The following is a 19,896-nucleotide window of genomic DNA, read 5'->3' as shown; positions in this document are numbered from 1 at the left end:
GCCCCAGGAGAAAAACCCTATGCCCTCGCGGCCAACAGGCTCGTCATCCCTTGGGACGCCTTAGCTGCTTCAAAAGTTATAAAATAGATCCGTTCCTAGAAAATCTGTTTTGGGTTTCATTTGCTCGTCTCCTGGAGACATATGACTTCCACACCCGAACGACGTCTTAAAGATAAGAAAATCGGTGAAATCATCAACCCCCGATTGATCCAGGCCGCGCCCATTATTTCCATTGGTCGAGCCGTGGAGATCATGCGGGAAAACAACTCCGCCTACATTGTCGTTTCCGAGAAGAAACGCGTGGTGGGCATGTTCACCGAATCGGATATCTCCCAAAAGATTTTCAACAAAGACGTGGACTGGGCTCAGCCCATCCGTGAATTCATGTCGGTGGACCCCGTGGTGCTCCGCCAAGACGACCCCGTGGGCCGCGCCGTGGAATTGATGGCCGAAAACGATTGCTACCACATTCCCCTCGTCAATGAAAAACAAGAACTGGTGAACGTGCTCAGCGTTCGAACTCTGATCCGTTTTTTAGCGGAATTTTATCCGGCGGAGGTGTACAACATCCCGCCGAACCCCCACCAAATCGCGCCCCGGGCGGAGGGCGGATGACCCCTTCGAAACCAACAAAAACCATTCCCACTGTCATCGTCCGCTTCGCTGGCGATTCAGGGGACGGCATGCAGTTAACCGGCGACCAGTTCACCGACACCACCGCCGCCATGGGGAATGATTTTTCCACGATCCCCGATTTCCCCGCGGAAATCCGCGCGCCCGCGGGCACACTGCCCGGCGTGTCCAGTTTTCAGCTCCAGTTCTCGGACGACCCGGTGTTTACCCCTGGGGACCGCGCCGACGTCCTCATTGCCATGAACCCCGCCGCTCTGAAGGTGAACCTCCACCAGGTCAAGAAAGGCGGCCTGCTCATTTTGAACGAAAACGCCTTTGATAAAGTTGGGTGGGAAAAAGCCGCCTATTCCTCCAACCCTTTAGAGGACGGAAGCCTGCGGGACTGGCAGGTGCTCAAGGTTCCCCTGGCGGACCTCACCTTAAACGCGCTCCAAGATCATCCTCTTCGCGCGTCCGAAAAAGATCGCTGCAAAAACTTCTTTGCCCTGGGCCTCATGTTTTGGCTGTACGACCGGAACATGGAGCACACGATCGCGTGGATCTCCGAGAAGTTTTCCAAGAAACCGGAATTCGTGAACGCCAACATTGCCGCTTTAAAAGCAGGGTACAACCACGCGGACATCACAGAAATGTTACCCACGCGCTATGAGGTGCGTAAATCAAAACTCGAACCCGGCACCTATCGAAAAATCACGGGAAATGAAGCCACCGCTTTGGGCCTGATCGCGGCCGCCGAACTGTCCGGGAAAACACTTTTTTATGGTTCCTACCCCATCACTCCGGCCTCCGGCATATTGGAAGGGCTTTCCAAACATAAAGAATTTGGAGTTAAAACCTTTCAAGCGGAGGACGAAATTGCGGCCATCGGGTCCGCCATCGGGGCCAGTTTCGGTGGTGCCCTAGGGGTGACCGGAACGTCCGGCCCTGGACTGTGCTTAAAATCAGAAGCGCTCAATTTGGCTATTATTACGGAACTTCCGTTGGTGGTGGTTAACGTCCAGAGAACGGGCCCCTCCACCGGGATGCCGACAAAAACCGAACAAACCGACCTTTTGCAAGTTCTCTTTGGCCGGAACGGGGAATCCCCCCTCTGTGTGGTCGCCCCCCAAAGCCCGGCTCATTCTTTTGCATTGGCCGTGGAAGCCTGTCGAATTGCGCTCACCCACATGACCCCTGTCGTTTTACTGTCGGACGGCTACCTGGCCAACAGTTCCGAACCCTGGAAACTTCCAGAGGTCAAGGATCTCCCTAAAATCGTCGTGACCCACCCCGTCGAGGGAAAGGGGAAGTTTTCTCCCTACGCCCGAGACCCGAAGACCTTGGCCCGCCCCTGGGCGATCCCTGGGACTGCCGGACTGGAACATCGGATTGGCGGCTTGGAAAAACAGGACGTGACCGGAACGGTCAGCTACGACCCCGACAACCACGAAAAAATGGTTCGACTCCGAGCGGAGAAAGTGGCCCGCATCGCGGACGATATCCCCCCTTTATATGTGCGCGGGCCCGCCCGGGGAAAAGTGCTGGTGCTCGGGTGGGGATCCACCCACGGCGCCATCCACGCGGCTGTGGACGAAATCAACAAGAGTGGAAAAGGCCCCGTGGCCCAGGCCCATCTCCACTATTTGAACCCCCTTCCGAAGAACACCCGAGACGTGTTCATGAGTTTTGAAAAGATTTTGGTGCCTGAACTGAACAGCGGCCAACTCCTCATGATTCTTCGACATTTGTTCCCGGCCATTGCGGAACGGTTCATGGGATTTAACCGGATCAAAGGGATTCCCTTTTTCGTGGCGGACATACGTCAAGGGATTGAGGAGGTGCTCGAATGGAAGTGAATCCTCTCCTCGCGGAAACCCGGCCCCCTTACACCAAAAACGATTTCGTTTCTGGGGCGGAAGTCCGGTGGTGCCCTGGATGTGGTGATTACTCTATCTTGGGCACCATGCAGCAAACCCTGGCCAAGTTTTCGATCCCCCGGGAAAACTACGTGTTTGTTTCGGGAATCGGATGTTCCTCTCGGTTTCCCTATTACATGAAGACCTACGGGTTTCACACCATCCACGGCCGTGCACCGACCGTCGCCACGGGCCTGCGTTGCGTGAACAAAGACCTATCCATTTGGGTGATCACGGGGGACGGGGATGGCCTTTCCATTGGCGGCAACCATATTCTCCATGCCATGCGCCGGAACCTGAACTTCAATATTCTGCTCGTGAACAACCAAATTTATGGGCTCACCAAGGGACAATATTCTCCCACCTCCCCAACGGGGAAAGTGACGAAATCTTCCCCCTATGGGTCCATCGAACACCCCATTAACCCGCTCTGCCTGGCCATCGCGTCCGAAGCCACGTTCATTGCCCGAACCCTGGACACAGACCCTCGCCACATGGCGTCCATGTTCGAACGGGCCATGAGGCACAAGGGCGTCTCCTTTATTGAGATCTACCAAAACTGCATCATTTTTAACGACAAGACCCACGCCCCCGTCACGGGTCGAGACACTCGGGAAGACCGCATGATTTACTTAGAACACGGCAAACCTCTCGTCTTTGGGCGGCCCGACAAAAAGAAATCCATGCGCCTCAACGGGCTCTATCCGGAAATAGTGGACTACGACCCCACCAACACGCGGGGTCTCCTGATCCACGATGAAACAGACCCCCGGCCGAACCACGCCTATCTGATCACCCAACTGGTCTACCCGGAATTCCCGGTCCCCTTTGGCGTCATTCGTTGTGTCGAAAAACCCACGTACGACGACCTTTTAAACGAACAGATCCAAACCGTTATTAAAAAGAAGGGCCGCGGCGATCTCAAATCCCTTCTTCACGACGAAAACACATGGACGGTCCAATGATAAATTCCTGCCCCTACTGCGGTTTTGAAAACCCTCCGGTGGCTGACCATTGTGGCCAGTGCCTGCATTCCCTGATGCAAAAACATATCCCCACCGCGCGAAAAAAACCCGACGCTTTTCAGGACGCGTTGATGAAAGAACCGATTTCGGAACTTATGACGGGACTGGATTTGTTGGTGTGCAGCCCCGAGGACACCTTGGATAAAATTGTCAAGATTTTCCAGAAGGAAAACAAGGGGTGCGTTCTGGTCTACAAAAACAAAAAGATGGTGGGGATCCTTTCCAACCGCGATCTTCTCCTTCGGACCACAGGGACCAATGTTGACCTTAAGAAAATCAAAGTCGAAGAAGTGATGACCCGAGACCCGGGGTTCCTTCATCCCGAAGATCCCATTGCTTTCGCGATCAACAAAATGGCCATGGGAGGATACCGGCATGTCCCCATCATCCGTCCGGATGGAACACCCGTTAGCATTCTTCTGATACGGGACGTCTTGCGTTACCTTTCCACGTCCAACAAAAACTACTAACCCAACCGAGGATATCTTATGAACTCACGAAACGTCATTATTATTGGTTCCGGCCCCGCCGGATTTACGGCCGCGCTCTACGCCTCGCGCGCTGATCTGAAACCGTTGGTTTTGGGGGGCTTCATGAAAGGCGGCCAGCCGGGCGGCCAGCTGATGACCACGACCGAAGTGGAAAACTACCCAGGCTTTCCGGAAGGCATGATGGGCCCGGAACTCATGAACCGTTTTCGCAAACAAGCCGAACGGTTTGGGACAGAAGTGTTGGACAAGGACGTGGAGTCTGTTGATTTCACGAAACGCCCTTTTGTGGTGAAGACAGACGAAACGGAATATTCAGCGAAGGCCGTGATCATCGCCACGGGCGCGGCCGCCAAACGTCTCAACAACGAGGCGGAAGCCAAATTTTGGAACAAAGGCATTTCCGCCTGTGCCACATGCGACGGAGCCCTCCCCCTCTTCCGCAACAAACCCATCGCCGTTATCGGTGGGGGCGACACCGCTATGGAAGAAGCCCTTTACTTGACGCGGTTCGGATCCCAAGTCACGTTGATTCATCGACGGGAAGAGTTTCGCGCGTCCCGTGTGATGTTGGACAGGGTCAAAGCTCACCCCAAAATTGTTGTCAAAGTGCCCTACACCTTGGAAAACACCAGCGGGGATAAAACCCTGGGCGAACTCAAGCTGAAACACGCGACGACAGGCGCTGTGGAAACCGTTCCGGCCTCCGGTCTATTCCTGGCCATCGGCCACGAACCAAACACCAACCTCTTTAAAGGAATTTTGAATTTGGACGATGTGGGCTACGTCAAAACCGATGGAAACACCCGCACCAATATTGAGGGCGTTTTCGCCGCTGGGGACTGCGTGGACCACACCTATCGCCAGGCCGTTACCGCGGCCGGGCAAGGGTGCATGGCTGCCATTCAAGCCGAACGCTGGCTGGCGGAGCACCCCTAGCCCCTTTTAATCATCCCTTTAATGGGGACGTCGAGGGATCCGTTGGGGCCAGACTATTTCAGAGATGGATTGGGCAGCCGCCAAAGCTTTACGCTCAGCTTCTTCTTCTGAAAACGGAACTTGAACGGATGGCGGAAGGGGATCCGTTGGCGATTCGCTCGTAAAGTAGGGAACGGGGCTGGTGACCACGGCCTGTTCTATGGGGGCCAGAGGTTCCGGAGTCGAGTCCACGGGAGAAAAGGGAACCTCCTCTTTCGTAGATTCCGGTTCGATGACAGTCTCGGGGACCGATGGGGGCGTGGCTTGGGCTTTCTCGGCGGCCAATCCTTCCTGAAACGATTCCGCCAAATTCGCGCTCACTTTCATCATATGGCTTTCAATGTCGGCGATATGGCCCAGGTAAGGGATTCGTTTTCCGTGATAATCCATCTCTGGTCCAATCGCGTTAAAAAGGATGTGGTATCGTTTCAACAGATACCACAAGCGTTTTTCCGCCATCATATACCAATCCCGAAGGTCCAACCGTTTGCTGACATGGTAAAGAATTTTAAAGAGCCCCAACACCACCGCAAAACGTTTCCGTCGCTCCTGACTGGGAAATTCCCCTTCTGCTGAACGATGGAAGGTATAGCTCGACTGGCCCGAGGCAAGCTCCTGAACTCCCTGGAACCCATCCTCGACCCGACGTCGGAACGACCGCGCCACCGCCAAGCGTGACACTTCCCCAATGTGCCTCGATTTTGGATTTTTGTCCTGATAATGGACTGCCACCGCGTTCAAAGTGGGCAACCCGGAAAAAGAGTTAAGAACCAGCCGAATAGTCCCGATCACGTCCCCCTCCGGATTTAAAGCGGCCATATGAATGGAAAAAGGATCCCATACGTCCACCTCTTTTCCATCGGGGTGATCCCCTGCATGCTCATACCCAAATTCGTCCACGTAAACCTGGTAACGGAGACGGTACACCCCTTCCAACATCTGAGGGGTGGTCGCCACCACGAATTTGAAGTCACCAAGCGTTATCATAGGTTGTCACCCTTTTTCTCACTTATCTATAACCCTGAATATCGTCACCTGTCAAGACTTTAAACGAGGTCAAAGCTTAATCATGCAACATTCCTGCCTTTTTATAATCGGAGGAAACTTCTCTGCCCCTAGGGTTTTGTATAATTTCCCCCATGCCTTCCGTCCCAACCGACAGACAGAATCTCACCTATTCCCCTGACCTCTTCGCTTATCGAAGGCGCAAGACCCGGGTGGTGATGGTGGGCGACGTGGGGGTGGGCGGAGAGAATCCCCTTCGCCTCCAATCCATGACCACGACCCGCACCCAAGACACCGAAGAGACCGTGGCCCAAGCCATCCGGCTCATCCAAACGGGGTGTGAAATTGTCCGAATGACCGCCCCAACGGAAGTGGACGCTAAGAATTTAAAAAACATCGCCACGGCGCTTCGATCCAAAGGGTTCCGCACCCCACTGGTGGCCGACATCCATTTTCGACCGGAAGCCGCCATGGAAGCGGCTGAACACGTGGAAAAAGTTCGTATTAACCCGGGCAACTTTTCAGATTCCAAAGCCTTTAAAATTCGCGAATATTCAGACGCCCAATACAAGGAAGAAATCGCCCGCATTGAAGAACGATTTACTCCGCTGGTTGTAAAACTGAAACGGCTGGGGCGCGCCCTTCGGATCGGCACCAACCACGGGTCCCTCTCCGACCGCATCTTGAACCGGTTCGGGGATTCTCCCGAAGGGATGGTGGAAAGCGCCCTTGAATTTGTTCGCATCTGTCGGACGAATAATTTTCATGACATCATCCTCTCCATGAAAGCCTCTAATCCTAAAGTCATGATCGCCGCCTACCGTCTTCTGGCCGCGCGAATGGATAGCGAAAACATGGATTATCCCTTTCACCTCGGCGTCACTGAAGCGGGGGACGGCGAAGATGGCCGCATCAAGTCCGCCGTGGGAATCGGAAGTCTGTTGGAAGACGGTATCGGGGATACCCTTCGCGTGTCCCTCACGGAAGAACCGGAAACAGAACTCCCTGTGGCACGCCGCCTGGCCACCCCCTACAACAACCGCCCTCCCACCACCTATCTTTCAACACCGCCTCCAGACGGTCTCTCCCACGTGGAAAATCCCTTTCACTACACCCGCCGAACCGCCCGCGAAGTTCGCGTGGGTCCGATTGCCTTGGGCGCAACCCATCCCCCGAGGGCCGTGACCCGGTTAGACCCCACCCAAGCCAACGCCACCGCCTTGATGGCGATTCTCGAACAGCGCCTCAAATCGGGTCAGGGTGTTCCCCCAGAAATTATTGAATGGCCCGTTCGAACAATGGAAGATATCTCCCTTTTGGATAAATTTCGCGGCCTGCTTCGTTTTGAAACCTCCAGGCTTGCTTTCTTGGTTCGCCTGGAAAATGGCGTTGGACTAAAAGAAGCGTTGCCCCTCGCCGACGGAATCGCTCTCCCCCCCAACACCCTGAACCGAACCGCGGAGCTCGCGCCACTGGTGGCGAGAGCTGGGAAACCCCTGTGGCTTTTTTCCCGGGACGTGGACCCCCTCTTGAACGCGACCCGGTCGGCCATGTCTCACGGCCTGGACCTGGTGTTGGCACTTGAGGACACCCACGTGTCGAGACTTCTGCATCACGCGCGCTTCCTTGTCGCCCAACCATGGGTCAGAGAAGCGGGATTCCCCCTCCACATCGTGGCCCCGGCCGATCCGGATGAAGAGGCGTTTCTTCTCTCGGCCTCCACACTCGCCGGCGGTCTTTTGGCTGACGGAATCGGGGACAGCCTTAGCCTGACCACGGACCTGGGACTGGATCGGAACCTGGAACTCCTCGCCAATATTTTACAGGGCGCGGGCGCCCGAGTCACCAAAGCGGAGTTTGTCTCCTGCCCTTCCTGCGGGCGAACGCTGTTCGATTTGCAAAGCACCACCGACCGCATAAAAAAAAGAACGGCCCACCTCCTTAATGTAAAAATTGCCATTATGGGGTGCATTGTGAACGGTCCAGGCGAAATGGCCGATGCGGATTTTGGTTATGTTGGCGGCGGTCCGGGTAAAATAAATCTCTATGTGGGAAAAGATTGCGTGGAGAAAGGCCTCCCGGCAAAAGCCGCCGACGAACGGTTGGTTTCATTAATTAAGGAGCACGGCAAATGGAGGGACCCCCAGTGACGTCTACCGAAATTCCGGAGCGGCGAAGCGAAAGCCGCCCGCTTCTCTTTCGCATCTTTTTTTTCGCGGCGTTCGGGTTCTTCCTCTACCAAATGCTTCGTATTTTGGCTCCTTTTCTCGCGGGGATATTGGTGGCCATCACGCTGGCCCTCGTGTTTTATCCCATCCATTCCCGATTTCTCCGTTGGAGCCGTGGGCGGCCGAACCTGGCGGCGGGAACAAGCGTCGCCACCTTATTTTTAATCGTTATCGTTCCCGCTGTTTTTTTTATCGGTCTGCTGGGGAAACAAGCCGCGGCCATCTACCCCTGGGCCCAGGAACAGGTGAGGGAAGTCCGCCTCAACCCCGACGTCGCCATTCAAGAACGTCTTCCCGCCCCCTTAAAAAACCTATGGGTACGCTCCCAGGACTTACTCCAAGAAGCTGGGGTGAAACCGCGGGACACCCTTCTCCGTACCATTGAAGGCATTGGGAAAGAAGTATCCTCCGCTGGGGCCGCTGTTCTCAAAAACGTCTTCGTATTTATTTTCCAAGCGGTCGTGATGATCTTTACTCTTTTCTTTATCTTTCGGGATGGGGCGAACTTGGCCCAAGGGGTGACGGCACTCATCCCCATGGAATCCTCCTACAAGGCCCACATCATGGCCCGGTTAAACGAAACGCTGACGGCGGTTGTCCGTGGCATGTTTGTCACCGCTTCGGTCCAAGGACTGTTGGCGGGAATTGGGTTCGCCGTGGCGGGAGTTCGATTTTCCGTTGTCTTGGGTTTTGCCACTGCGTTTTTGGCCCTCATTCCCTTTGTGGGCGCCGCCGCCATTTGGTTACCCGTGGGCATTTTTTTGTTTCTCAAAGGAGGGACCGTGCAAGGTCTTGGAATTCTCCTTTGGGGCGGACTTGTCGTGAGCATGGTCGACAATTTCCTCCGCCCATACATTATTGGGGAAAAAGCGAAACTGCCTGTGGTCTTTCTCTTTTTTGGGACTCTGGGAGGGCTCCAGGCCTACGGTCCGATTGGCCTCTTGGTCGGGCCCCTGACAGTGGCGAGTGTGCTTGCCTTCGCTAAAATTTACGGGGAACAGATTTCGCGGCCGACAGAAAAAAGACTCGCCTCCTCCCCACCCGACAGCAAATAAATGCCACCCATCGGGTCCCGTTCTCACCCTGCCGTATCCCGGTTCCGGGAAACAAGGGATGGTCGGGACGACCAGGCGATTTTTGTCGAAGGGCGCCGCCTGTTGGAAGAACTCTTGGATTCGTCGGTTTCCCCGCGAGAAGCAGCGGTCACCCCAGCGGCCGCCAAAGATCCCCGTAACGCACCCTTGGTAGAAACCCTCCAATCCCGCGGGGCCACGGTGCACATCGTCACACCGTTCGTCATGGAATTTCTTTCCGATTTGGATTGCCCCCCAGGCCTTGCCGTCCGGGCGGACAAACCTCAACCTTTCGACATCAAATCTCTGTGCGCGCTGAATCCCCCGTCACCCCTTTTCGTGCTGTTGGATGCCCTTCAGTCGCCGGCCAACGTGGGGGCCATCCTCCGATCGGCCGAAGCCGCTGGGGTCACCGCCGTTGGCCTCCTTCCGAATACGGCCGATCCCTTGTCTCCCAAAGCCCTCCGGGCCTCAGCGGGAGGTGCTTTTCGGGTTCCCCTTTTTTTCCTTGATTCGGCCCAAACGCTCCAATCCGCCTTCGGTGATCGGCTTAGTTTTTTCGCCGCCGACGCGGGCGGACCTCGCTCTTATGAGGGTGTGGATTGGTCCCAACCATCGGTTCTTCTCCTGGGCGGGGAAGCCCGTGGTGTTGCACCTCTCACCCTGGGATCCCTTTCGGTCGAAAAAGTTCGGATCCCCATGGCGGGACGGGTCGAGTCGCTTAATGTGGCGGTGGCGGCCGGAATCCTCTTGATGGAAGCACGCCGTCAACGGACCTCCCGAGACAGTTCGTCATCCGCGCTCACATGAAACCTCGCGTATTGACAGGACTGGACCAATTCGTAAGATCCTCGGGACGGTCGTGGCGAAACAAACGCCTGGGCCTCATTGTCCATGGGGCCTCTGTCACGGCCGAACTGGAGCCCGCGGCCACAGCACTCGAACGGGCTGGGTTTCAAATCACAACCCTTTTCGCCCCGGAACACGGGATCGCGGCGGACCTTCAGGACCAGGCTTCCGTCAAAAGAACACGAGACCCCCACACGAAACGGCCTGTGTATAGCCTCTATGGGTCCACCCTGTCGCCCACCCTTTCCATGCTGAAGGACCTGGATGGACTCCTTTTTGATTTGCAAGATATCGGCGTACGCTACTACACGTTTATTTGGACCATGGCGTTGGCCCTCCGGTCCTGCGCGAACGCTCGTCTCCCTTTCATCGTCCTCGACCGCCCCAACCCACTGGGGGGAATCCACCTGGAAGGCAACATCCCCGACCCCGCCTTTGCTTCCTTTGTGGGCTTGCACCCCCTTCCGGTCGTTCACGGGATGACCGTGGGCGAACTGGCTCGATATTTCAATCGAACCCAGGGATGGAAAGCCAACGTGCATGTGGTTCCCATGTCCGGATGGAAACGAACCATGCGGTTCAACGAAACGGGGTTGCCTTGGGTTCTCCCTTCTCCCAACATGCCCACGTTGGACACCGCCACGGTCTACGCGGGGATGTGTCTTCTGGAAGCGACAAATTTGTCCGAGGGCCGTGGAACCACACGCCCTTTTGAACTGGTGGGAGCCCCCTTTCTGGATGGTGTTCTTTTGGCCCAACACCTGACGGACCAAAAACTCCCCGGAGTCAAATTCCGTCCGATCTCTTTCCGCCCCACATTCAACAAATGGGCCGGAACACTCTGCGGCGGGGTCCAACTGCACGTCACGGACCCTTCCGCCTTCCAATCTTTTTACACGGGTCTCGTCCTCCTTCAAACCGTCCACCACCTCACCCCGAAATTCCGATGGAAAGGCCCCCCCTACGAATACGAAACAAAAAAGAAACCCATGGACATCCTCTGCGGCACCGACAAGATAAGACGAACGATTGATCAGGGAACATCCTTATCCCCATTGTTAAGATCTTGGGAGTCCCAGCTAAAATCGTTCCGGCAATCCCTAAAACACGACTTGCTCTATTTTCCCCATTGACAAATGTCTTTTATAAGATACAATTGGTCTAGGGATCATGGAACCGAATCGCCGAGAAGTTAGACATTATCTCACAAGGTCCGGGCGGGACGTTTTTGGGGATCGGGTGAGGAAGTTAAAGGACCGCGTCGGGCGCGCCCATATTTTCAAACGGATCGACCGCCTTGAGAACGGAAACGTTGGGGATCACCGTTCCGTTGGAGAAGGCGCATGGGAACTTCGCGTTCATTCCGGCCCCGGATACCGTATGTATTATGGGGAGGGGGGGCAATCTCGTTCTTCTTCTGTGTGGTGGAGATAAAAAATCCCAGTCGAAAGACATCCGGCTGGCCCAAAACTACTGGCATGAATATTGGAGGGACAAATGAAACGGTCCATTTCTCACCATGACTTCTTGTTGAAAACGCTTCGACATCCCCAAGAAGCCGCGGCCTACCTGGACGCGGTGGCTGAAGACGGTCACTTGCACGAAATTTTAAAAGCCATTCGCAATGTCGTAGATGCCCAGGGTGGGTTGCTAAAACTTGGAAAAAAAACTGGCCTAAGCCGAACAACCCTCTATAAGACTCTTTCGGAGGGAGGAAACCCAGAGCTGGCCACCTTAGAGAAAATTCTTGGTGTGTTCAAGCTTCGCATCGGCTTCGCCCGACAAAAAAAAGCCGCCTAACGCTCCCCCCGTAGTATGGGGTTCCTCCCTTCCACACACTGGGATGAAAGTTAAAGAGTGAGGTGATCGTCTATCACAGGTTCACCGATCCGATTGTCCGAGGAGAATTCTATGAGCAAAAACCCACACGCGGGGAAACTTGCGGACCCCAATAAATTGGTGAATCTCCCCCGATTGATTTCGGCCTATTACACGGAGACACCGGACCCCACGGTTCCCTCCCAACGCGTCGCGTTCGGCACGTCGGGGCACCGGGGATCCTCTTTTCAGAACGCGTTTAACGAACACCACATTTCAGCCATCACTCAGGCCATTTGCCTCTATCGCAAAGAGAAGAAAATCGATGGCCCTCTTTTTCTAGGAATCGATACCCACGCCCTATCTGTTCCAGCCATGGCCACCGCGCTTGAAGTTTTGGCCGCCAATGGCGTGGATGTGATGATCGCGGCACAAGACGAGTACACCCCCACCCCCGTGATCTCCCACGCGATCCTGACGCATAACCGGGGTCGGGAAAACGGATTTTCCGACGGAATCCTGATCACCCCTTCCCACAACCCGCCCCAGGACGGTGGATTTAAATACAATCCCCCCAACGGCGGACCGGCGGATTCCGCCGTGACCTCGTGGATCGAGAAACAGGCCAACGCCTTTCTGGAAAAGGATCTGAAAGGCGTGATCCGGATCCCCTACGAGAAAGCTCTTCGAGCCTCCACCACCCACCGGCACGACTATCTCCATCCCTACGTGGAAGATCTTGCCCAGGTGATCGACATGGACGTGTTACGGGGCTCCAAGATCCGCCTGGGGGTTGATCCGCTGGGTGGTGCCGGGGTCCACTTTTGGCAACCCATTGCCGAGCGATACAAACTCAATCTCAGCGTGCTCAATGAAACGGTGGACCCGACGTTCCGGTTCATGACGCTGGACTGGGACGGCCAAATCCGCATGGACCCTTCCTCCCCCTTCGCCATGCAAAGCTTAATTCAACTCAAAGATCGGTTCGATGTGGCGTTCGCTTGCGACACGGACCACGACCGACATGGAATCGTCACTCAAAGCGTGGGGTTAATGCCCCCCAACCATTTCCTGTCCGTGGCGATCGATTATCTCTTTCAGCATCGCCCCCACTGGAGCCCTCAAGCGGCAGTAGGGAAAACCCTGGTCAGCAGCCAAATGATTGACCGCGTGGCCGCCCATCGGAGCCGGCGGTTGTATGAGGTTCCCGTGGGCTTCAAATGGTTCGTGGAGGGCTTGTTGGATGGCTCCCTGGGGTTCGGAGGCGAAGAAAGCGCGGGCGCGTCCTTCTCCCGTTTGGACGGAACCGTCTGGTCCACAGACAAAGACGGGATCATCCCCGCTCTTCTGGCCGCGGAGATCACCGCTCGCCAGGACCGGGATCCGGGTGAACTCTACCGCAACCTCACACAACAATTCGGCGAACCAGCCTACACGCGCATTGATGCCCCCGCCACCCTGGACCAAAAGAAACAACTGGCCAAGCTGTCCGCCGACCAGATCAAGAGAACAGAACTCGCCGGTGAAAAAATTAAATCGATTTTGACCCACGCCCCAGGCAACGGCGCGGCCCTGGGAGGGGTCAAGGTCTCCACCGAAAACGGATGGTTCGCCGCGCGCCCGTCGGGGACCGAGAACGTCTACAAGATCTACGCGGAAAGTTTCCAAGGCCTGGATCACTTGAACCGATTGTTGGCAGAGGCTCAAAATATTGTCGACGCTTCCTTACAACTTAGGGGCTGAAAAATTTGACGCTCCGGCGGAAAGTTGATAAAGTGACTTCCTCATAAAACCCGTTCTATTTCTTTAATCAGGAGTCTTCCATGCCCCGAACCAAACCATCTTCCCGTTCACTGTCCACGTTGGAAGAGTTGGATTTACTCCACCGAATCACCCAGATTATAGGTTCCACCCTGGACCTTCGAACGATTCTTCAGGAAATCATCACTTTGGTGTACGGCCTCACCAAGGCTGACGCGTGTTTCATTTACCTTCATGAACCTTCACAGAGGAGCCTGGTTCTCTCTGCCTCCAAGCCCCCCCACCCCGGAGAAATCGACCAGTTAAGATTGAAAATGGGGGAAGGGCTAACCGGCTGGGTGGCGGAACACAAGAAACCCCTGGCCATACCGAAGAAAGCCCACGAAGATCATCGGTTCAAGTTTTTTCATACTCTTCCCGAAGACAAGTTTGAGGCGTTCCTCTCCGTTCCTATTTTGGTGAAAGACGGGCTGGTGGGGGTGATCAACGTTCAACACAAAAAACCTTACGCCTACACGGACCACGCGCTGAAACTGCTTACGACCATCGCCCGTCAAGTGGGCGGTGCCATTGAAAACGCCCGCCTCTATGAAGAAACCCGTCGCAAAGCCGACGCCATCCAAACCCTCTCCGCTGTCAGCCGCACGCTCACTTCGGACCGTTACATGGAAGAAATTTTGCAGTTGATCGTGGCCATGACAGCCACACTCTTGGGATCAAAAATTTGTTCCGTGATGCTCTTAGACGAAGAATCCCAACAACTTCGCATCGTCGCCACCCAATCGCTTTCCGACGCCTACCGCAACAAGCCCCCCGTGCCTGTCGCCCAAAGTCTGTCCGGCCAGGCGGTTTTGGAGAAAAAACCCATCACGGTCGCTGATGTCAAAAAAGACAAGCGTTTTTCTTTTCCCGACATAGCCGTTTCTGAAAAATTGGTTTCGCTGTTGTCTTTGCCCATGATGTTCAAAGAGAAGGTTTTGGGCGTGATCAATACCTATACCGCCCAAGAATATGAATTCTCTAAGGAAGATGTTTCGGTCATGCAATCCGTGGCCAACCAGTGCGCGGCGGCCATCATGCAAACCCGCCTTCTCCAAGAAAAGCTGTCCGCCCAAGAGGCCCTGGAAACCCGAAAAGTGGTGGAACGGGCCAAAGGCGCCCTCATGAAAAAGCGCGGTCTCTCCGAACCCGAAGCTTTCCGGGAAATCCAAAAACAAAGTATGGATCGACGGAAATCCATGAAAGACATCGCTGAAGCTATTCTATTGGCCGAAGATTTAGGGCAAACGCGATGATTCGCCTCGGCCTCGCCCAAATCAACCCCACGGTGGGGGACCTGGCGGGAAATATTGCCAAGATCCTATCCTTCAGTCAAACGGCCCAGAAAGAAGGGGCCGACCTTGTCCTCTTCCCTGAAATGGCCCTCACGGGGTACCCCCCCGAAGACCTCTTATTTGAACCGCTTTTCCTCACGAAAACGGAGAAGGCCCTCCATTCCCTTATGAAAGCCGTTCCCCGGGACCTTCTGGTCGTGGTTGGCGCACCGGAAGGAAAAGTCGGGGCTCTTTACAACGCGGCCTTTGCCCTGTTCGGAGGGAAAATCCGGGCCCGTTACCACAAATGGTTTTTGCCCAATTACGGGGTCTTTGACGAAGAACGCTATTTTCGTGAGGGGATCCAACCCACGATCCTCGACCTGGGAGAGGTAAGGCTGGGCCTCACCATCTGCGAAGATATTTGGCGTCCGAAAGGCCCGGCGCTGGCCGCGGCGGAAAAAGGGGCTTCCCTGATCCTTAATTTATCCGCGAGCCCCTATCACGCGGGGAAAACGAAACTACGTCTCACCGTCTTGCAGAAAAAAAGTCGTGAATGCGGGACGGCCCTCGCCTATTGCAATATGGTCGGGGGACAGGACGAATTGGTTTACGATGGGGGAAGCGGGGTCATGGACCGGCGGGGAAACCTGGTGGCCCAGGCACCCCTGTTCAAGGAACATCTGCTCCTCACGGACCTCTCCCTTCCCCGCGTTCGCGGCCGATCGGCCGACATCTCCATTTCCCTCCCTGAACGGGACCATCCGCCCCTCCCATCCGAGCCCACCCGCTCTCTTGGAAAAGTAGAGGAAATTTATACCGCGCTAACGCTCGGGATCCAAGACTACGTAAAAAAGAACGGTTTCAGTAAGGTTGTCATCGGCCTTTCCGGCGGAATCGATTCCGCTCTCGTGGCCACCATTGCTGTGGACGCCCTGGGAAAAGAAAATGTGGTCGGCGTGTCGTTACCTTCCCGATTCAATTCGGTCGAAACACGGGGTGACGCGGAACAGTTGGCGGAAAACCTGGACATTGATTTCCTTACGGTGGGGATCGAAGACACGGTCCAATCCTTTTTAAAGGCCCTCAATTCCCTGTTCACTGGCCGACCCATCGACGTCACGGAAGAAAACCTCCAATCCCGCGTGCGGGGAACATTTCTCATGGCCCTATCCAATAAGTTCGGGTGGCTGGTCTTGACCACGGGGAACAAATCCGAGATCTCCGCAGGTTATTTCACACTTTATGGGGATTCCGTGGGCGGGTTTGCGGTTATTAAAGACATTCCCAAAACCACTGTGTATGAGCTCGCCCACTGGCGAAACGCTCAAACCAAGAAACCCGTGATTCCGCCGACCACGATCACTCGAGCGCCCACAGCCGAACTTCGGCCCCATCAAAAAGATCAAGATACCCTTCCGCCCTACGATATCTTGGACACCATCATTTCCCAGCATGTAGAGGAGAACAAGGGGTTGGCCGAGATCGTTAAAAAGGGTATTGAGCCCGGCGTCGCGGCTAAAACACTTCGCACCATTGACGCCATGGAATACAAGCGCCGGCAAGCACCCCCCGGAATTAAAATTACGCCCCGGGCCTTCGGCCGTGACCGTCGTATGCCCATCACCAACAAATTCCGCCCCTATGATGTGTAACTATTTTGGAGAGGAATGATAAAATGGACATAAAGACGGTTCTAAAAAAGGGAGTCCCTCTCCCTCTGGAGGGAGAGGGGAGGGTGAGGGAATGTTGTCGATGGAAGACTTCCGTTCATCCATCTCGTTGGGCCACCTCATCTCACAGCGGGAATAACCGTTAATGAATAACAGCACGTCAAAAGTCGCTCTTGTCACCGGGGCCTCCTCTGGCATCGGACGGGAAGCAGCAAAGATCTTGTCTTCGCGGGGATGGCGACTTGCTTTAACAGCCCGGCGCAAAGACCGCTTGGACTCTCTCGCCGAAGAGATCGCAAAAGCCGGTGGACATTCCCCCCTGATCTTGCCCGCGGACATTTCCAAACCGGACGAAGCCCGCGCCCTGGTTTTAAGCGCGGCGTCCTATTTCGGGCGTCTGGACGTTTTGGTCAATAACGCGGGTATTTTGCGGATGGCGCTGTTCATGGCCATGCCCGTGAATGAAATGCGGGAGATTTTTGAAACCAATTTTTGGGCCACGATTGAAACCGTGCGGGCCGCCGTCCCGATCATGGAAAAACAGGGTGCCGGACACATTGTTCAGGTGGGGTCCGGCGTCAGTCGACGAGGACTGCCTTTTATGGGGGCCTATGCCGCCAGTAAGTTTGCGCTTTTGGGATTTACAGAAAGTTTACGGTTGGAACTAAAACCGAAAGGGATTTCGCTCAGTCTCGTCCTCCCGGGTGGGACAGACACCGAAATGCCCAACACTCTTGACAGAAGTCGATTACCGCCCGGCTATCCTCAGAGGGAGTCCTCCCGCGTTTCAGCCCATCGCGCCGCCCGAGCGGTCGTCAAGGCAGTGGAAAAGAAATCAATTGAAATCTATGTCCCCTGGTGGATCCGACCCGGCACATGGATCAGTGCCATTTTTCCCTCCCTCGCCGATCGGCTCATCCGCCGAAGCTACGGCAAAACGCTACAATAAACAAAATTCATTTTCTAAACAATGGGGTTTTCCAGTCACGTAAGATAAGGTTTCCGTCCCGACGCCTTTCATACTGCTCTTTAAGAATGTCAGGGCACATGGCGTCAGCCGCGGTACCCTCCCCTTTCCGTTTCTTACTTTGAAATCGATAAGTCATCGATACTTTGTGTTGCAGATCCAGATCGTAGAAGGACATGGCGTAATCCAACAGAAATGCGTTGCCGAACGGTTGTATCCCCAGTCCCGCGGAAACCCCATCGTTCCAACCGAATCGCATGGCCAAAACTTTCCGATAAACATATTCCCCCCCCACACGAATCGATTGGGATCCGTCCGAAGAAATAACGTCGTCCAGCGTAAACCGAGCCGTGTCGTAAACCGTAGCGTTTAGAGCGGGATCATATTTCTGGCGAAGTCGCCCATGCAAACTGGCCCCAAGACTGTACTCTCGAGGATAGATTTCGTCCCCCCCACTCGTATTAAATTTTGGCTCAATGAGGTTCCGCGCCACAGCACCAAAAGACAATTTGGGACACCCCATCCAAGAAGCCGTTGCACAATCAAATTCTCTGAGGATCCCGACATCGATGCCCTGGGCGGCCTTGTTGTAAGTTCCAAAATGGTTTTCCAACCGTTTAAAACCTATCCCGATGTCCCCCAAGCGCGTTGAGGCGGCGATAGGGAGGAAATAGACGGTCTGGGAAACGCTCAGGGTTGTTGGCGCCGCGCCGATGGACGCACGGCCCTCCACGCCTCCGGTAAAGAATTGATACACCCCGAACCCAAACGCCACGTTATCGATCGGAAGAGATCCACCCGCAAAATTCAGGCGCCCCCCGTCCTCAATCGGCGTGTGTTCCATCATCACAGAAGAGTTTTGGTGTCGAATCCCGGCCGGGTTCCAATACGCGGCAGACGGATCGTCCGCAATCGCCACAAAGGATTCCCCCAAAGACTGGGCCTTCGCCCCGGGCCCATGGGAGAGAAAATTGGCTGTATCGGCGGTCGCCTCGACTCCCGAAAAGAGGACAAGAAACGATATGAAAATTTTAACGGGCGACGATAAATTTAACACGTTGTTGGGATTCGTGGTTGTCAGACGTCAGTTTAATGTGAGCCACATAGAGACCACTGTGCAAAATGCGCCTCTCGGCATCGCGGCCGTCATAGGTAAAAACATGGATCCCGGGGGACAAACCATCCAGCCGCGTGCTGTACACCAGATCCTGGTGAGGCATGGAATAAATATCAATACGTGCGCCACCGGACCCGGCCAAAAAGAAGAAGAACGTCGTGGTCTCCACTCCCGCCCGGAACGGGTTGGGTGCGCAATAAATTTTATCTCCAACAGGAGGGGAAAGGGAAAAGGGGTAAAGGTCACTCTCTGTTCGACGACCGTAAACGTCGTACGCCGTGACCCGCCAAACGTAACCCTTCAAATAGTCCAGTTGGGTAAGAGTGATTTCCAACCCTGCCTGGTCACTCACCAAAACCAAATCGTTAACGGACGTCCCCGAATAAAATTCATAGCGAACGGGAACACCATTGGCCCCATCGGTCCACGCCACACGAAACGATCGATCCGGAGAGGGCAATAAGGTCCCCGTACAAATCACGTTCGGATCCGGCGTAACTTTCAGCGGCAACCCTGATGATTGAAAATCCACAAACGTGTAATAGTCGGCATCAAAAAATCCAATGGACGCCTGGCCATTACCGTTAACAACCGGGCCGGCCATGTGAGTCCCAAAGAATCGAACCGAATGGGTGCCGTTTGCGGCGTCAACCACCCCCGCACTATTCGTAAGGGGAAAACGCGCCGCCACATTAAAAGGAAACACAGCCAGTAATAAAACAAACCACGCCCCATTTCGCATTTGACCCACTATAGCTCCAGTTCATAAATTTTTCCAGTCCTTTTGTACCAAGAGAAAACACCTATGACACTATACCCTTGAATTATTGACGTTCCCGCTGTATAAGGAAGAGGCCGTCCCTGGGAGGACGGCCGATCGCGGAGAGCCTCGTTAGGCCTCCAAAATATTCGATAAACCGAAAAGTAATTCCTTCTCCTCTTGGGAGAAGGTGCCCCGGAGGGGCGGATGAGGGATAACCAGCCACATCGCGGGGCCAATGGATTCGGCTCCGAAATTTCGCGTTAAGGCGGACTTCTCGGGTGACAAAACGGTGGGTGTTTTCTCTCTCAAT

17 protein-coding genes and 1 pseudogene are annotated in these 19,896 nt (G+C 54.9%); 15 read left to right on the top strand and 3 right to left on the bottom strand.

Annotated elements, in window-relative coordinates:
- Positions 1-141 precede the first annotated feature (141 nt).
- The 5 genes from JNK54_09820 (at position 142) to trxB (ending at position 4,980) form a co-directional block, all read left to right on the top strand.
- Positions 142-615 (top strand): CBS domain-containing protein, encoded by a 474-nt coding sequence (locus tag JNK54_09820; protein ID MBL8024557.1) that lies wholly within the window; start codon positions 142-144, stop codon positions 613-615.
- Entirely contained in the window at positions 612-2,468 is a 1,857-nt protein-coding gene (locus tag JNK54_09815) for a 2-oxoacid:acceptor oxidoreductase subunit alpha (GenBank protein MBL8024556.1), read from the top strand. Before JNK54_09820 ends, JNK54_09815 begins: the two co-directional genes overlap by 4 nt.
- Positions 2,459-3,493: a 2-oxoacid:ferredoxin oxidoreductase subunit beta gene (locus JNK54_09810; protein MBL8024555.1), complete on the top strand. Its 1,035-nt coding sequence runs from the start codon at positions 2,459-2,461 to the stop codon at positions 3,491-3,493. Before JNK54_09815 ends, JNK54_09810 begins: the two co-directional genes overlap by 10 nt.
- Before the next feature lie 74 nt (positions 3,494-3,567).
- Positions 3,568-4,023 carry a CBS domain-containing protein gene (locus JNK54_09805; GenBank protein ID MBL8024554.1) on the top strand — a complete coding sequence of 152 codons (456 nt, stop codon included), beginning with the start codon at positions 3,568-3,570 and terminating at the stop codon, positions 4,021-4,023.
- 18 nt (positions 4,024-4,041) lie between these two features.
- Complete coding sequence (gene trxB / locus JNK54_09800) at positions 4,042-4,980, top strand: thioredoxin-disulfide reductase (GenBank protein ID MBL8024553.1); 939 nt, start codon at positions 4,042-4,044, stop codon at positions 4,978-4,980.
- An 18-nt stretch (positions 4,981-4,998) separates the two neighbouring features.
- Here trxB and JNK54_09795 read toward each other — a convergent pair whose 3' ends face one another.
- Entirely contained in the window at positions 4,999-6,006 is a 1,008-nt protein-coding gene (locus JNK54_09795) for a PEP-CTERM/exosortase system-associated acyltransferase (GenBank protein MBL8024552.1), read from the bottom strand.
- Between the two features lie 152 nt (positions 6,007-6,158).
- On the opposite strand from JNK54_09795, the gene ispG reads away from it, so the two are divergent.
- The 10 genes and pseudogenes from ispG to JNK54_09745 all read left to right on the top strand — a co-directional run bounded on the left by ispG (position 6,159) and on the right by JNK54_09745 (position 17,688).
- On the top strand, positions 6,159-8,174 hold the full coding sequence (ispG, locus tag JNK54_09790; protein MBL8024551.1) for a (E)-4-hydroxy-3-methylbut-2-enyl-diphosphate synthase: 2,016 nt from the start codon (positions 6,159-6,161) through the stop codon (positions 8,172-8,174).
- A complete protein-coding gene (locus tag JNK54_09785; protein ID MBL8024550.1) occupies positions 8,171-9,307 on the top strand; it encodes an AI-2E family transporter in 1,137 nt (378 codons plus the stop codon). Before ispG ends, JNK54_09785 begins: the two co-directional genes overlap by 4 nt.
- On the top strand, positions 9,308-10,135 hold the full coding sequence (locus JNK54_09780; GenBank protein ID MBL8024549.1) for an RNA methyltransferase: 828 nt from the start codon (positions 9,308-9,310) through the stop codon (positions 10,133-10,135).
- On the top strand, positions 10,132-11,307 hold the full coding sequence (locus tag JNK54_09775) for a DUF1343 domain-containing protein (GenBank protein MBL8024548.1): 1,176 nt from the start codon (positions 10,132-10,134) through the stop codon (positions 11,305-11,307). Before JNK54_09780 ends, JNK54_09775 begins: the two co-directional genes overlap by 4 nt.
- A 37-nt stretch (positions 11,308-11,344) precedes the next feature.
- Positions 11,345-11,675, top strand: a pseudogene (locus JNK54_09770) (type II toxin-antitoxin system RelE/ParE family toxin).
- Positions 11,672-11,974: a putative addiction module antidote protein gene (locus JNK54_09765; protein MBL8024547.1), complete on the top strand. Its 303-nt coding sequence runs from the start codon at positions 11,672-11,674 to the stop codon at positions 11,972-11,974. Before JNK54_09770 ends, JNK54_09765 begins: the two are co-directional and overlap by 4 nt.
- A 111-nt stretch (positions 11,975-12,085) precedes the next feature.
- Entirely contained in the window at positions 12,086-13,735 is a 1,650-nt protein-coding gene (locus tag JNK54_09760; GenBank protein ID MBL8024546.1) for an alpha-D-glucose phosphate-specific phosphoglucomutase, read from the top strand.
- A gap of 80 nt (positions 13,736-13,815) precedes the next feature.
- On the top strand, positions 13,816-15,048 hold the full coding sequence (locus JNK54_09755) for a GAF domain-containing protein (protein MBL8024545.1): 1,233 nt from the start codon (positions 13,816-13,818) through the stop codon (positions 15,046-15,048).
- A complete protein-coding gene (locus tag JNK54_09750; GenBank protein MBL8024544.1) occupies positions 15,045-16,721 on the top strand; it encodes an NAD+ synthase in 1,677 nt (558 codons plus the stop codon). Before JNK54_09755 ends, JNK54_09750 begins: the two co-directional genes overlap by 4 nt.
- Before the next feature lie 163 nt (positions 16,722-16,884).
- Positions 16,885-17,688: an SDR family NAD(P)-dependent oxidoreductase gene (locus JNK54_09745; protein MBL8024543.1), complete on the top strand. Its 804-nt coding sequence runs from the start codon at positions 16,885-16,887 to the stop codon at positions 17,686-17,688.
- A 7-nt stretch (positions 17,689-17,695) separates the two neighbouring features.
- Here JNK54_09745 and JNK54_09740 read toward each other — a convergent pair whose 3' ends face one another.
- Both JNK54_09740 and JNK54_09735 read right to left on the bottom strand, forming a co-directional pair.
- Positions 17,696-18,763, bottom strand: coding sequence for a hypothetical protein (locus JNK54_09740; protein ID MBL8024542.1), 1,068 nt, complete (start codon positions 18,761-18,763; stop codon positions 17,696-17,698).
- Entirely contained in the window at positions 18,738-19,565 is an 828-nt protein-coding gene (locus JNK54_09735) for a hypothetical protein (GenBank protein ID MBL8024541.1), read from the bottom strand. Before JNK54_09735 ends, JNK54_09740 begins: the two co-directional genes overlap by 26 nt.
- Positions 19,566-19,896 lie beyond the last annotated feature (331 nt).

It is taken from the genome of Elusimicrobiota bacterium (genome assembly GCA_016788905.1).
Taxonomy (GTDB): Bacteria; Elusimicrobiota; Elusimicrobia; order FEN-1173; family FEN-1173; genus JADKHR01.
Note: the sequence above shows the minus strand (reverse complement) of the source record. Positions and strands in the feature narration are given on the sequence as shown.